At 70.4% G+C, this 14,744-nt stretch carries 13 protein-coding genes; 5 read left to right on the forward strand and 8 right to left on the reverse strand.

The window, feature by feature from the left end:
* The first annotated feature begins 17 nt into the window (after positions 1-17).
* From tkt to pgl, 5 genes are read left to right on the forward strand one after another with little or no spacing between them, the layout of a single operon-like run.
* Complete coding sequence (gene tkt / locus BLT82_RS07820) at positions 18-2,120, forward strand: transketolase (RefSeq protein WP_093653128.1); 2,103 nt, start codon at positions 18-20, stop codon at positions 2,118-2,120.
* Positions 2,121-2,154: 34 nt separating this feature from the next.
* On the forward strand, positions 2,155-3,297 hold the full coding sequence (tal, locus tag BLT82_RS07825) for a transaldolase (RefSeq protein ID WP_093653129.1): 1,143 nt from the start codon (positions 2,155-2,157) through the stop codon (positions 3,295-3,297).
* A gap of 5 nt (positions 3,298-3,302) precedes the next feature.
* Positions 3,303-4,835 (forward strand): glucose-6-phosphate dehydrogenase, encoded by a 1,533-nt coding sequence (gene zwf, locus BLT82_RS07830; protein ID WP_093653130.1) that lies wholly within the window; start codon positions 3,303-3,305, stop codon positions 4,833-4,835.
* Positions 4,832-5,896 (forward strand): glucose-6-phosphate dehydrogenase assembly protein OpcA, encoded by a 1,065-nt coding sequence (opcA, locus tag BLT82_RS07835; RefSeq protein WP_093653131.1) that lies wholly within the window; start codon positions 4,832-4,834, stop codon positions 5,894-5,896. The genes zwf and opcA overlap by 4 nt, the downstream gene beginning before the upstream one ends.
* Complete coding sequence (gene pgl / locus BLT82_RS07840) at positions 5,893-6,699, forward strand: 6-phosphogluconolactonase (RefSeq protein ID WP_093653132.1); 807 nt, start codon at positions 5,893-5,895, stop codon at positions 6,697-6,699. Before opcA ends, pgl begins: the two co-directional genes overlap by 4 nt.
* Before the next feature lie 102 nt (positions 6,700-6,801).
* Here pgl and BLT82_RS07845 read toward each other — a convergent pair whose 3' ends face one another.
* The 8 genes from BLT82_RS07845 to gap all read right to left on the reverse strand — a co-directional run bounded on the left by BLT82_RS07845 (position 6,802) and on the right by gap (position 14,668).
* Positions 6,802-8,334, reverse strand: coding sequence for a PH domain-containing protein (locus BLT82_RS07845; protein WP_093653133.1), 1,533 nt, complete (start codon positions 8,332-8,334; stop codon positions 6,802-6,804).
* On the reverse strand, positions 8,331-8,831 hold the full coding sequence (locus BLT82_RS07850) for a PH domain-containing protein (protein ID WP_093653134.1): 501 nt from the start codon (positions 8,829-8,831) through the stop codon (positions 8,331-8,333). Before BLT82_RS07850 ends, BLT82_RS07845 begins: the two co-directional genes overlap by 4 nt.
* Before the next feature lie 14 nt (positions 8,832-8,845).
* Positions 8,846-10,510, reverse strand: a complete 1,665-nt coding sequence (gene pgi, locus BLT82_RS07855) for a glucose-6-phosphate isomerase (RefSeq protein WP_093653135.1) — start codon at positions 10,508-10,510, stop codon at positions 8,846-8,848.
* A 171-nt stretch (positions 10,511-10,681) separates the two neighbouring features.
* Positions 10,682-11,017 carry an RNA polymerase-binding protein RbpA gene (locus BLT82_RS07860; RefSeq protein WP_078503510.1) on the reverse strand — a complete coding sequence of 112 codons (336 nt, stop codon included), beginning with the start codon at positions 11,015-11,017 and terminating at the stop codon, positions 10,682-10,684.
* 110 nt (positions 11,018-11,127) lie between these two features.
* Entirely contained in the window at positions 11,128-11,364 is a 237-nt protein-coding gene (gene secG, locus BLT82_RS07865) for a preprotein translocase subunit SecG (RefSeq protein ID WP_170813917.1), read from the reverse strand.
* A gap of 186 nt (positions 11,365-11,550) precedes the next feature.
* Positions 11,551-12,327, reverse strand: a complete 777-nt coding sequence (gene tpiA, locus BLT82_RS07870; protein ID WP_093653136.1) for a triose-phosphate isomerase — start codon at positions 12,325-12,327, stop codon at positions 11,551-11,553.
* Between the two features lie 7 nt (positions 12,328-12,334).
* Positions 12,335-13,546: a phosphoglycerate kinase gene (locus BLT82_RS07875; RefSeq protein ID WP_093653137.1), complete on the reverse strand. Its 1,212-nt coding sequence runs from the start codon at positions 13,544-13,546 to the stop codon at positions 12,335-12,337.
* A gap of 117 nt (positions 13,547-13,663) precedes the next feature.
* A complete protein-coding gene (gene gap / locus BLT82_RS07880; protein ID WP_093653138.1) occupies positions 13,664-14,668 on the reverse strand; it encodes a type I glyceraldehyde-3-phosphate dehydrogenase in 1,005 nt (334 codons plus the stop codon).
* Between the last annotated feature and the right edge of the window lie 76 nt (positions 14,669-14,744).

Consider the following 14,744-nt stretch of genomic DNA (forward strand, 5'->3'; position numbering starts at 1 on the left):
AGGAGCCCTGACCCAGGGTGAGCACCAAGCCGACCACCACAGACCTCGAGTGGACCGCATTGGACCAGCGGGCAGTGGACACCGTCCGTGTCCTCGCCGCTGACGCCGTACAGAAGGTCGGCAACGGCCATCCCGGTACGGCGATGAGCCTGGCCCCCGCGGCGTACGTCCTCTTCCAGAAGCTGATGCGGCACGACCCCGCCGACGCGGACTGGACCGGCCGCGACCGGTTCGTGCTCTCCGCGGGTCACTCCAGCCTGACGCTCTACATCCAGCTCTACCTCGCCGGGTACGGCCTGGAGCTCGACGACCTCAAGTCCTTCCGCACGTGGGACTCCAGGACCCCGGGCCACCCCGAGTACGGCCACACGGTGGGCGTGGAGACGACGACCGGCCCGTTGGGCCAGGGTGTCGCCAACGCCGTCGGCATGGCCATGGCCGCCCGCTACGAGCGCGGCCTGTTCGACCCGGACGCCGCTCCCGGCACCTCCCCCTTCGACCACACCGTCTGGGTCGTCGCCGGTGACGGCTGCCTCCAGGAAGGCATCTCCCACGAAGCGTCCTCGCTGGCCGGTCACCAGAAGCTGGGCAACCTCGTGCTGCTCTGGGACGACAACCACATCTCCATCGAGGGCGACACCGAGACCGCGGTCTCCGAGGACACCCTGAAGCGGTACGAGGCCTACGGCTGGCACGTCCAGCGCGTTGCCCAGCTGCCGAGTGGCGACCTGGACCCGATCGGGCTGTACGAGGCGCTGAAGGCGGCCAAGGCGGAGACCGAGCGTCCGTCCTTCATCGCCGTCCGCTCGATCATCGCGTGGCCGGCCCCGAACGCCCAGAACACCGAGGCCGCGCACGGCGCGGCGCTGGGCGACGACGAGGTGGCGGCCACCAAGCGGGTCCTCGGCTTCGACCCGGAGAAGTCCTTCGAGGTGTCCGACGAGGTCATCCGGCACACCCGCCAGGCCCTCGACCGCGGGCGCACCGATCGCGAGGAGTGGGAGAAGGCGTTCGCCGAGTGGCGGACCGCGAACCCGGAGCGCGCCGCCGAGTTCGACCGGGTCCGCGCGGGCGAACTGCCCGCCGGCTGGGAGGAGAAGCTCCCGGTCTTCGAGACCGGCAAGGCGGTCGCGACCCGTGCCGCGTCCGGCAAGGTGCTGCAGGCGCTGGGCGCGGTCATCCCGGAACTGTGGGGCGGTTCCGCCGACCTCGCGGGCTCGAACAACACGACGATCGACAAGACCTCGTCGTTCCTGCCCAGGGGCAACCCGCTGCCGGAGGCCGACCAGTACGGACGCACGATCCACTTCGGCATCCGCGAGCACGCGATGGCCGCGATCATGAACGGCATCACGCTGCACGGCAACACCCGTGTCTACGGCGGTACGTTCCTCGTCTTCTCCGACTACATGCGCAACGCGGTCCGGCTGTCCGCGCTGATGCACCTGCCGGTGACGTACGTCTGGACCCACGACTCGATCGGTCTCGGCGAGGACGGCCCGACCCACCAGCCGGTGGAGCACCTGGCCTCCCTGCGCGCCATTCCGGGTCTGAGCATCGTGCGCCCGGCGGACGCCAACGAGACGGCGATCGCGTGGCGCGAGATCCTCCGTCGCTGGACGAAGGAGTTCCGTGTGGGCACGCCGCACGGCCTGGCGCTGACCCGCCAGGGCGTGCCGACGTACGAGCCCAACGAGGACGCCGCCAAGGGCGGTTACGTGATGTTCGAGGCCGAGGGTCCCGGCGGGGAGGACGCCGAGCCGCAGGTCGTGCTGATCGCCACCGGCTCCGAGGTGCACCTGGCCGTCGAGGCCCGCGAGCAGCTCCAGGCCGAGGGCACCGCGACGCGGGTCGTCTCGATGCCGTCCGTCGAATGGTTCGAGCAGCAGGACCAGGCGTACCGGGACTCGGTGCTGCCGCCCTCGGTGAGGGCCCGGGTGGCCGTCGAGGCCGGTATCGGCCTGACCTGGCACCGCTTCGTCGGTGACGCCGGCCGGATCGTGTCGCTGGAGCACTTCGGTGCCTCGGCCGACGGCAAGGTGCTGTTCCGCGAGTTCGGTTTCACCCCCGAGGCGGTGGCCGCCGCCGCGCGGGAATCGATCGCCGCCGCCGCGCGCTGACGCCGGTATACGACTAGTAGGAGATGCAACTCTCATGACAGACGCACTCAAGCGCCTCTCCGACGAAGGCGTCGCGATCTGGCTCGACGACCTGTCGCGCAAGCGCATCACGTCCGGCAACCTGGCCGAGCTCATCGACCAGCAGCACGTCGTGGGCGTCACGACCAACCCGTCCATCTTCCAGAAGGCCATCTCGTCCGGTGACGGCTACGAGCCGCAGGTCTCCGACCTCGCCACACGCCGGGTGACCGTCGAGGAAGCCCTCCGCATGATCACCACCGCGGACGTGCGCGACGCCGCGGACGTGCTGCGGCCCGTCTTCGACGCGACGGGCGGCCAGGACGGCCGGGTGTCCATCGAGGTCGACCCGCGCCTGGCGCACAACACGGCGGCGACCGTCGCCGAGGCCAAGCAGCTGGCCTGGCTGGTGGACCGGCCGAACACGTTCATCAAGATCCCGGCCACGCGGGCGGGCCTGCCGGCGATCACCGAGGTCATCGGCCTCGGCATCAGCGTCAACGTCACGCTGATCTTCTCGCTGGAGCGCTACCGCGAGGTCATGGCCGCCTACCTGGCCGGCCTGGAGAAGGCGAAGGCCGCGGGCCTGGACCTGTCGAAGATCCGTTCCGTGGCGTCCTTCTTCGTGTCCCGCGTCGACACCGAGATCGACAAGCGGCTGGACGCCCTGGGCACCGACGAGGCGAAGCAGCTGCGCGGCAAGGCGGCCCTCGCCAACGCGCGGCTCGCCTACCAGGCCTACGAGGAGGTGTTCGGCTCGGCCGACAAGTCGACGCCGCCGTCGGAGCGCTGGGCCGCGCTCGACAAGGCGCAGGCCAACGCACAGCGTCCGCTGTGGGCCTCGACCGGCGTGAAGGACCCGGCCTACTCGGACACGATGTACGTGGACCAGCTGGTCGCGCCGGGCACGGTCAACACCATGCCGGAGGCCACGCTGGAGGCGACCGCCGACCACGGGCGGATCACGGGCGACACGGTGCGCGGGACGTACGATCAGGCCCGTGCCGAACTCGACGCCGTCGAGAAGCTCGGGATCTCGTACGACGACGTCGTCCAGGTCCTCGAGGACGAGGGCGTCGAGAAGTTCGAGGCTTCCTGGAACGACCTGCTCAAGTCGACCGAGGCGGAGCTGCAGCGCCTCGCTCCTTCGGAAGGCTGAGCACCTTGACTTCCGCACACGGAGCGAATCCGCTTCGTGACGCCGCGGACCGGCGGCTCCCGCGCATCGCGGGGCCGTCGGGCCTGGTGATCTTCGGCGTTACGGGCGATTTGTCACGGAAAAAGCTGATGCCCGCTGTGTACGACCTCGCGAACCGCGGGCTCCTGCCGCCGGGCTTCTCCCTCGTCGGCTTCGCCCGCCGCGAGTGGGACGACCAGGACTTCGCGCACGAGGTCCACGAGGCGGTGAAGGAGCACTCCCGCACTCCCTTCCGGGAGGAGGTCTGGCAGCAGCTCATCCAGGGCATGCGCTTCGTCCCCGGCGAGTTCGACGACGACGACGCGTTCGAGACCCTGAAGAAGACGATCACGGAACTCGACCAGGTGCAGGGAACGGGCGGCAACTTCGCCTTCTACCTCTCGGTGCCGCCCAAGTTCTTCCCCAAGGTCGTCAAGCAGCTGAAGAAGCACGGTCTCGCGGAGCAGAAGGACGGATCGTGGCGGCGTGCCGTCATCGAGAAGCCCTTCGGCCACGACCTGGCGTCCGCGATGGAGCTCAACTCGCTCGTCCACGACGTGTTCGAGCCGGACCAGGTCTTCCGCATCGACCACTACCTGGGCAAGGAGACCGTCCAGAACATCCTGGCGCTCCGCTTCGCCAACACCCTCTTCGAGCCGATCTGGAACCGGTCGTTCGTCGACCACGTACAGATCACCATGGCCGAGGACATCGGCATCGGCGGCCGAGCCGGCTACTACGACGGCATCGGCGCGGCGCGCGACGTCATCCAGAACCACCTGCTCCAACTGCTCGCGCTGACCGCGATGGAAGAGCCCGCCTCCTTCGAGGCGGACTCGCTGGCGGCGGAGAAGACCAAGGTGCTGGGCGCGGTGAAGCTGCCCAGGGACCTGGCCGCCGGGACCGTGCGCGCGCAGTACGCGGCGGGCTGGCAGGGCGGCGAGAAGGTGGTCGGCTACCTCGAGGAGGAGGGCATCAACCCCAACTCCAAGACCGACACCTACGCGGCGATAAAGCTGGAGATCGACAACCGGCGCTGGGCGGGCGTGCCGTTCTACCTGCGCACCGGCAAGCGGCTCGGCCGCCGTGTCACCGAGATCGCCGTCGTCTTCCAGCGCGCGCCGCACTCCCCCTTCGACCGCACGGCCACCCAGGAGCTCGGGCAGAACGCCCTGGTCATCCGGGTCCAGCCGGACGAGGGCGTGACCCTGCGCTTCGGCTCGAAGGTGCCCGGCACCTCCATGGAGGTCAGGGACGTCTCCATGGACTTCGCCTACGGCGAGTCCTTCACGGAGTCCAGCCCGGAGGCGTACGAGCGGCTGATCCTCGACGTGCTGCTCGGCGACTCCAACCTCTTCCCGAGGGTCGGGGAGGTCGAGCTGTCCTGGAAGATACTCGACCCGATCGAGGAGTTCTGGGAGAAGCACGGCAGGCCCGCGCAGTACCCAGCCGGGACGTGGGGTCCGGTCGAGGCGGACGAAATGCTCGCACGAGACGGACGGAGCTGGCGCCGGCCATGAAGATCGACCTTACGGACACCACCTCCGGCAAGATCAACAAGGCGCTGGTGCAGGGTCGGCGGGCGATCGGCACCCCGGCCGTCGGCATGGTCCTCACCCTCGTCATCGTCACCGACGAGGAGAACGCCTACGACGCCCTGAAGGCGGCCAACGAGGCGGCCCGCGAGCACCCCTCGCGCAAGCTCGTCGTGATCAAGCGCGTCTCCCGCTCGCCGCGCGACCGGGCCAAGGCGCGCCTGGACGCCGAGGTGCGGGTCGGCGCCGACGCGGGCACCGGCGAGACCGTCGTCCTGCGGCTGTACGGCGAGGTCGCCGACCACGCCCAGTCCGTGGTGCTGCCGCTGCTGCTGCCGGACGCGCCGGTCGTGGTGTGGTGGCCGGTGAACGCGCCGGTGAACCCGGCGTCCGACCCCCTGGGCGCGCTCGCCCAGCGCCGGGTCACCGACACCTACGCCTGCGAGCAGCCCATCGCCGAGCTGACCGCCCGCGCCGACGCCTACACCCCGGGCGACACGGATCTGTCCTGGACCCGCATCACCCCGTGGCGCTCGATGCTCGCGGCCGCGCTCGACCAGGTGGACTGGCGGGTCACCGGGGCCGAGGTCGAGGGCGAGGAGTTCAACCCGAGCTGCGAACTGCTCGGGATGTGGCTCGGCGGCCGGCTGGACGTTCCGGTCACGCGCACGGTCTCCGGCGGTCCCGGCCTCACGGCCGTACGGCTGCTGACCGACAGCGGCACCATCGTCCTGGACCGGGCCGACGGCTCCCTGGCCACGCTGTCCATCGAGGGCCAGCCGGACCGTGCGGTGGCGCTGAAGCGGCGTGACACCGCCGAACTGATGGCCGAGGAGCTGCGCCGGCTGGACCCGGACGACATCTACGCCGCGACGCTGCGGTTCGGCGTCGACCGGCTCAATGAGCAGGGTGCCGCGGCCGGCAACGGCTCCGCCGCGCGGAAGACCGCCGCGAAGCGTCCGGACACGGCCGCGGAGAACTCCGGGGAGAAGAGCGGGGAGAAGGCTCCCGCGAAGGCGCCGGCGAGGAAGGCGGCGTCGAAGTGAGCGCCCCCCAACTCGTCGTCCACCGCGACAAGGAGCTGATGGCCCAGGCGGCGGCGGCCCGGCTGATCACGAAGATCGTGGACGCCCAGGCCGCCCGGGGATCGGCGTCGGTGGTGCTCACCGGCGGGCGCAACGGCAACGGTCTGCTGGCCGCGCTCGCCGCGGCGCCCGCACGGGACGCCGTCGACTGGTCGAGGCTCGACCTGTGGTGGGGCGACGAGCGCTTCCTCCCCGAAGGGGACCCGGAGCGCAATGTGACCCAGGCCCGCGAGGCCCTGCTGGACTCGGTCCCGCTGGACCCGGCCCGGGTGCATCCGATGCCCGCGTCGGGCGGACGGTACGGCGGCGACGCGGACGCCGCCGCCGCGGCGTACGCGGAGGAGCTGGCCGCCGCCGCGGGCCCCGAGCACTACCGATCGGCGGCGACGGCCGCAGGCGGCGACGTGCCGGCGTTCGACGTCCTGATGCTGGGCGTGGGCCCGGACACGCACGTCGCCTCCCTGTTCCCGGAGCTACCGGCGGTACGGGAGACCGAGCGCACGGTCGTCGGTGTCCACGGCGCGCCGAAGCCCCCGCCGACGCGCATCTCCCTGACGCTCCCGGCGATCCGGGCGGCGCGCGAGGTGTGGCTGCTCGCGGCCGGCGAGGACAAGGCGAACGCCGCGCGCATCGCCCTGTCGGGCGCGGGCGAGATCCAGGCGCCCGCGGCCGGTGCGTACGGCAGGTCGAGGACGCTGTGGCTGCTGGACGCGGCGGCCGCGTCCCAGCTGCCGCGCGATCTCTATCCGCCCGCCTCCGCCTGACGAAACCTCAGCACCCGGCGCGTACGGCCCGGTCCGCCCTTCCCCGGCGGGCCGGGCCGTACGCCGTTCCGGAGGCGGGCCGCCCGAGCCCGCCCGGGCCGTTCACGCCCGGTGCCCGCCCGGTTCGCCCGGCCGCTCCAGGAAGGACTCCAGCAGTCCCGGGACCGCCCGGGCGGCGAAGTCCAGGATCTCGTGCTCGCCGGCGTCGTACACCGGATACGCGCCGTCGCCCGCTGCCGTCGTCGCGGTCAGGGTGAGCACACCGGCACGGCGCTGGAACCACGACTGCTTCAGCGTCCAGCCGATGACACCGTCCCGCCGCAGCGCCACCGTGCCCCGCCGGACGGTCCCCGAGCGGGCGACCAGATAGTCGCCGTCGAGCGCATGGCCCAGGCTCCGGTAGGCGTCCAGCGCCAGCAGCACCGCCGCCGGTACGGCCACGGCCGCGCACGCGGCGGCGGCGTACACCAGGACGTCCGTGAGGCACAGCCCCAGGACAACGAGGACCAGGACCGGCGCGAGGGACGCCGCGAGGGCCCAGCGAAGTCTGCGGGAGCGGGCCGCGCGCGGATGCGCCGTGAGCGGCGCGCTCGTCGGCGGAACCGGCTCCCGCAGCACCAGGGCCACGACGTCGTCGGCCACCGGGGACGGCGCGGGCGGCAGCAGCGTCCTGTGGTCGGCGTTCTTGTCCTCTCCGTCCTTGACCAGGCCGGTCGCCACGGCATCCACCCGTGCGGCGCCACAGAGCCGAACTCCGAGGGGTTCGACGAGCTCCACGCCGCGCAGCCGGCGCTCCTCGATCGACAGCGAACGCGAGGTGAAGAGCCCCCGGCGGACCCGCAGCGTGCCGGCCGGCTCGCGTTCCAGCCGGTAGCCGAACCACATCTCCACCCAGAGGCCGAGCGCTCCGACGACCCCGGCGACCAGGGCGAGTGCGGCCAGCACCGCGACCGTCCAGAGCAGCGGGGTGTCCCGGACCCGCTCACCGACCCAGTCGATCAGCTGGGTCTGCACCCCGAACCACTGGCTCACCTGCATCACCGCGCCGACCGCGGCACCGCCGAGCAGGGGCGCGACGAACGACACCGGCGCGTAGCGGATCCAGCGGGGGTCGAGGGTCGCCAGTGTCCCCTCCCGTTCCGCCTCCGGTACCCCGACGGTCCGCCGGGCCAGCAGCTCCTGGCGCAGCCGCTCGCCCTCGGCCCTGGAGACCGGGTCGAGTTCCAGCGTGGACTCCCCGCCGCCGGTGTGCTCGCCGGTTCCGATCCGCACCTTCACCAGGCCGAGTATCCGCAGCAGCGGATGGGCCGTCAGATCGACTGTGCGGATGCGTTCGCGTGCCAGTGAGCGCCGCTTCACCAGCAGCAGTCCGGTGTGGAGCTCGGCGCGCTCGGGACCGATGCGGTACCGCGTGCGCCGCCAGCGGAGCCAGTCCGCGCCCGCGCCCCCGGCGATGAGCACCAGGGCGCCGGCGGCCACCCAGCCGAACGCCTGCCACCACGGCATGCTCCCGGCGAGAGCCAGCAGCGCGGGCACTCCGGCACCGCAGGCCAAACCGGCCATTACGGCGGCCGTGACGAGCACCGTGCCCCGGTCGAGCCGGCGCCAGTCGTCGGGCCCGCCCGCGGTGCTCATGTGGCGTCCCCGGGGGTGGCATGGGTGATCCGCGTGAGCTGCTCGGCCAGTGCGGCCGCGACCTCGTGGTCCAGGCCCTCGATCCGGATCGCGCCCTTGGCGGAGGCGGTGGTGACGGTGACCGTGGCCAGCCGGAAGAGCTGCTCCAGCGGGCCGCGTACGGTGTCGACGGTCTGGATCCGGGACATCGGGGCGATCCGCCACTCCTGCCAGAGGGCGCCCGTGCGGACGTACACGGCCTCCTCCGTGACCTCCCAGCGGTGGACCCGGTACCACCAGGAGGGGAAGAAGGCCGTGCCGGCCAGGCCGAGGACCGCCAGGGCCCCGGCCGCGAACCACAGCCAGGTCCTGGCCGGCCCGATGAACGCGCCGAGGACGGCGAGCACCGCCACCGGCACCGCCGTCGTCAGCAGGCACTGCGACCGCCACCAGGCGACGGCCCGTTCGTTCAGCGTGTTGTTCGGCGGCCTCAGCCGCACGGTCCCCTCCCCCGTCATCGGCTCGCCGCCCCCTACGCCCCGTCGCCCAGCGGGCTGCGGCCGCGCAGCGTGCGGTACGTGGACACCAGCGCCGCGGTGGAGCTGTCGAGGTCCTCGCCCCCGCGGCCCTCGGTGAGGACCGGCTCGAGGCGCTTGGCCAGGACCTTGCCGAGTTCGACGCCCCACTGGTCGAAGGAGTCGATGTTCCAGACGGCGCCCTGGACGAAGACCTTGTGCTCGTAGAGCGCGACGAGCTGGCCGAGAACCGAGGGCGTCAGCTTGCCGGCGAGGATCGTGGTGGTCGGGTGGTTGCCGCGGAACGTCTTGTGCGCAACCAGCTCCTCGGGCACGCCTTCCGCCCGCACCTCGTCGGGGGTCTTGCCGAAGGCCAGCGCCTGGGTCTGGGCGAAGAAGTTGGCCATCAGCAGATCGTGGTGGGCCGCGGGTCCGGCCGGCAGCTCGTCGACGGGGTCGGCGAAGCCGATGAAGTCGGCCGGGACGAGCTTGGTGCCCTGGTGGATCAACTGGTAGTAGGCGTGCTGCCCGTTGGTGCCCGGTGTGCCCCAGACGACGGGTCCCGTCTGCCATTCGACGGGCTCGCCCTCACGGTCGACGGACTTGCCGTTCGACTCCATGTCCAACTGCTGCAGATATGCCGTGAACTTGCTCAGATAGTGCGAGTACGGCAGGACCGCGTGCGACTGGGCGTCGAAGAAATCGTCGTACCAGATGCCGAGAAGGCCCATCAGCATCGGCGCGTTCTCCTCCGGCGGCGCCGTCCGGAAGTGCTCGTCGACGAGGTGGAATCCGTCGAGCATCTCGCGGAAGCGCTCCGGGCCGATGGCGATCATCAGCGAGAGCCCGATCGCCGAGTCGTACGAGTAGCGTCCGCCGACCCAGTCCCAGAACTCGAACATGTTCGCCGTGTCGATGCCGAAGTCGGCGACCTTCTCCGCGTTGGTGGAGAGCGCGACGAAGTGCTTGGCCACGGCCTCCTGACCCGCTCCGAGCCCGGTCAGGAGCCATTCGCGGGCGGTGGTGGCATTGGTGATGGTCTCGACGGTCGTGAACGTCTTGGAGGCGATGACGAACAGCGTCTCGGCGGGGTCGAGGTCGTGGACCGCCTCGTACAGATCCGCCCCGTCCACGTTCGAGACGAAACGGAACGTCAGGTTCCGTGCGGTGTAGGCGCGCAGTGCCTCGTAGGCCATCGCCGGGCCGAGGTCGGAGCCGCCGATGCCGATGTTGACCACGTTCTTGATGGGCCTGCCGGTGTGACCGGTCCAGCGGCCCGAGCGGATCTGCTCGGAGAATGCGCTCATCCTGTCGAGCACCGCGTGCACGGCGGGCACCACGTTCTCGCCGTCGACCTCGATGACCGCGTCACGGGGCGCGCGGAGGGCGATGTGCAGCACCGCCCGGTCCTCCGTGATGTTGATCTTCTCGCCGCGGAACATGGCGTCCCGCAACTCCGCGACACCGGTGGCCGCGGCGAGGTCGCGCAGCAGGGCCAACGTCTCGTCGGTCACCCGGTGCTTGGAGTAGTCGAGGTGCAGATCGCCGGCCTCCAGGGTGTACCGGCTGCCGCGCTCGGGATCCGCGGCGAACAGTTCCCGCAGATGCGTGTCCGCCATCTGCTCCCGGTGCTTGGTCAGAGCAGCCCACTCGGGCCTCCGGTTGAGCCGGATTGCGTTCATCTTCAGCCCACTTCTTCTCGTACCTGACTGCGTGCCCCGCTGCCCCACCAACCTAGTTGATCGCAAGGGCGGCCGGAGCGACGCAACGGCGTGCGGGCCCGGAACGCGTCAGGCCCGGCCGGCGGCGGAATCCTGGGAATCCCACCGCCGGCCGGGCCCGGCATCAGCTGCTCAGATCTCGCCCCGGAGCTTGGCGAGCGCCTCGGCGAGGATCGCCTCGCCGTCCGCATCGCTGCGCCGCTCGCGCACATACGCCAGATGCGTCTTGTACGGCTCCGTACGCGGCGGGTCCGGGGGGTTGTCCCGGTCCTGTCCGGCCGGGAACCCGCACCGCGGGCAGTCCCAGCTGTCCGGTACCTGTGCGTCGCTGGCGAAGCTCGGCTGCGTCTCGTGCCCGTTCGAGCACCAGAAGGAGATGCGGAGACGCGGTGCGGACTCGCCCCGCTCCGCCTCCCCCATCGGCCCCGCCCCAACCCGGCTTCCCCGGATCGCGTTGCCACTTGCCACGGTCGTAACTCCCTGCGTGATGGTGCTCGAAGATGCCCCAGTCTACGTAAGGCCCAACGCTCGTCCAGTGATTGGAGTTACACCCCCGCCCCCGGGACGCTCTCGATGGGTCAGCCGCCCAGCTTCATCAGCAGAGCAAGTACGACAATGCACGCGAACCACATCAGGCCGACCACGATCGTGATGCGGTCCAGGTTGCGCTCGGCGACCGAGGAGCCGCCGACGGACGACTGCATGCCGCCACCGAACATGTCGGAGAGGCCGCCGCCCTTCCCCTTGTGCATCAGCACCAGCAGCATCAGCAGCAGGCTGAAGACGATCAGGGCGATCGAGAACCCCATAACCACGGCTGGACCAACTTCCTCGGACGAAAGAATTCAGACTGAACAACTGATCAAGAAAGACGGGGGCCGAGCACGCAAGCCTCGGCCCCCGCAAGCGTACGACGAGGTTACCCATTTCCACGAGCCTCGCCGTGGACGGGACCTTCCTCACCGAAGGTGAGGAGGAGGACGGACAGCGCTACCGTCCGCTCACTGGTCGCGGAAGCGCACGATCTTGACGAACTCGTCCACGTCGAGGGACGCGCCGCCGACCAGGGCGCCGTCCACGTCGGGCTGCGCCATGATCGCCGCGACGTTGTTCGCCTTCACCGAGCCGCCGTACTGGATCCGGACCTTGTCGGCCACCTCCTGGCCGTACAGCTCCGCCAGCCGGCCGCGGATCGCCCCGCAGACCTCCTGGGCGTCCTCGGGGGTGGCGACCTCGCCGGTGCCGATGGCCCAGACCGGCTCGTAGGCGATCACCAGGGTCTCGGCCTGCTCGGCCGTGATGTCCTTGAGGCCGCCGTCGATCTGGGTCAGCGTGTACTGGACCTGCTGGCCGGCCTTGCGGACGTCCAGGCCCTCGCCGACGCAGAGGATCGGGGTCAGACCGTGCCGGAACGCGGCCTTCACCTTGGCGTTGCACAGCTCGTCCGACTCGGCGTGGTACTGGCGTCGCTCGGAGTGACCGACGACCGCGTAGGTGCACTTCAGCTTGGCGAGCATAACGCCGGAGATCTCACCGGTGTACGCGCCCGAGTCGTGCGCCGACAGGTCCTGGGCGCCATAGGTGATCTTCAGCTTGTCGCCGTCCACCAGGGTCTGCACCGAGCGCAGATCGGTGAAGGGCGGCAGGACCGCGACGTCCACGGCGTCGTAGTCCTTGTCGGTCAGCGCGAAGGCGAGCTTCTGGACGTGGGCGATGGCCTCGAGGTGGTTGAGGTTCATCTTCCAGTTGCCCGCCATCAGCGGGGTGCGGGTGCTCATATGGGGTTCAGTCCTCCAGTGCGGCGAGGCCGGGAAGCGTCTTGCCCTCGAGATACTCGAGGCTCGCGCCGCCACCGGTCGAGATGTGGCCGAATGCGTTTTCGTCGAAGCCCAGTGTGCGGACCGCGGCTGCCGAGTCACCACCGCCGACGACGGTGAAGGCCTTGCTGTCCACGAGCGCCTGGGCGGTGGCGCGGGTGCCGCCCGCGTAGTCGGGGTGCTCGAAGACGCCCAGGGGGCCGTTCCAGAACACCGTGGCGGCGTCGGCGATCTTGGACGCGTACAGCTCGCGCGTCCTCGGGCCGATGTCCAGCCCCTCCTTGTCGGCGGGGATCCCGTCGGCGTCCACCGTGATGTACTCGGCGGGCGCCTTGGTCTTGAGGTCCGGGAACTCGCCGGAGGCGAGGACGTCGACCGGCAGCACCAGCTCGACGCCGTTCTTCTCGGCGCGCTCCATGTACTCCTTCACCGCCGGGATCTGGTCCTCCTGGAGGAGGGAGATGCCGACCTCGTGGCCCTTGGCCTTGAGGAAGGTGTAGGCCATCCCGCCGCCGATGAGCAGACGGTCCGCCTTGCCCAGCAGCGAGTCGATGACGGCGAGCTTGTCGGAGACCTTGGCGCCGCCGAGGACGACCACGTACGGACGTCTGACGTCCTCGGTGAGCTTCTTCAGCACCGCGACCTCGGCGGCGATGAGGTAGCCGGCGGCGTGCGGGAGCCGGGCCGGGAGGTCGTACACCGAGGCGTGCTTGCGGTGGACCGCCCCGAAGCCGTCGCCGACGTACAGATCGGCGAGGGAGGCCAGCTCGTCGGCGAAGGCGCCGCGCTCGGCGTCGTCCTTGGACGTCTCCCCGGGGTTGAAACGCAGGTTCTCCAGGACGGCGACCCCGCCGTCGCCGAGTCCGGCGACGGCGGCGCGGGCGGACTCGCCGACCGTGTCGGTCGCGAACGCCACCTCCGCACCGAGCAGTTCACCGAGCCGGGCAGCGGCCGGGGCGAGCGAGAAGGCCGGGTCCGGGGCACCCTTCGGGCGGCCGAGGTGCGAGGCGACGACGACCCGGGCGCCGGCGCCGGCCAGGGCCTTCACGGTCGGCAGCACGGCGCGGATGCGGCCGTCGTCGGTGATCGCGGTGCCGTCGAGGGGCACGTTCAGGTCGGCGCGGACGAAGACCCGCTTGCCGGAGACGCCTTCGGCGAGGAGTTCGTCGATCGTCTTCATGCTTTGTTGGCTCCTAGGGGAGGTCGGGGACACACCACAGGGCCCGCGCAGCGCGCCGTTGCGCTGCCCGAGCCCTGCTCCGCTCACATCGAGGTGCTTATTGTCGCCGGGAGGCGATCAGAGCTGGTCGCCGACGAAGACCGTGAGGTCGACGAGGCGGTTGGAGTAGCCCCACTCGTTGTCGTACCAGCCGACGACCTTGACCTGCTTGCCCTGGACCATGGTCAGCTTCGAGTCGAAGGTGCAGGAAGCCGGCCAGTTCACGATGTCCGAGGAGACGATCGGGTCCTCGGTGTACTCCAGGATGCCCTTCAGCTGGCCCTCGGAGGCCTTCTGGAAGGCGGAGTTGATCTCGTCCCTGGTGACCTCGCGGTCGAGCTCGAGGACGAGGTCGGTGACGGAGCCGGTCGGGACCGGGACGCGCATCGCGATGCCGTCCAGCTTGCCCTTGAGCTGCGGGAGGACCAGGGCGGTGGCCTTCGCGGCACCCGTCGAGGTCGGGATGATGTTCTCCGCGGCGGCGCGGGCGCGACGCAGGTCCTTGTGCGGGAAGTCGAGGATGCGCTGGTCGTTGGTGTAGGCGTGGACCGTCGTCATCATGCCCTTGACGATGCCGAAGTTCTCGTCGAGGACCTTGGCCATCGGGGCCACGCAGTTGGTGGTGCAGGAGGCGTTGGAGATGACGTTGTGCTTCGCAGGGTCGTACTTGTCCTGGTTCACACCCATCACGATGGTGATGTCCTCATCGGTGGCCGGAGCCGAGATGAGGACCTTCTTGGCGCCGCCGGCGATGTGCTTCTCGGCGTCCGCCTTCTTCGTGAAGATGCCGGTGGACTCGATGACGATGTCGACGCCGAGCTCGCCCCAGGGGATGTCGGCCGGGTTGCGCTCGGAGAGCACCTTGATGGTGTGACCGTCGACGGTGATGGTGTCTTCGGTGTGGCTGACCTCGGCCTTGAGACGGCCGAGGATGGTGTCGTACTTCAGCAGGTGAGCGGTGGTCGCGGTGTCACCCAGGTCGTTGACAGCCACGATCTCGATGTCTGCACCCTGCTCCAGCAGCGCGCGGAAGTAGTTACGACCGATGCGGCCAAAGCCGTTGATGCCTACGCGGATCGTCACGAACCGATCTCCTCAGTGGTACGCCGGTTTCGACACCGGCGAGCTGATATGGGATGTCCCCGACCGCTTACGACCC

The organism is Streptomyces wuyuanensis, assembly GCF_900103455.1.
Taxonomy (GTDB): domain Bacteria; phylum Actinomycetota; class Actinomycetes; order Streptomycetales; family Streptomycetaceae; genus Streptomyces; species Streptomyces wuyuanensis.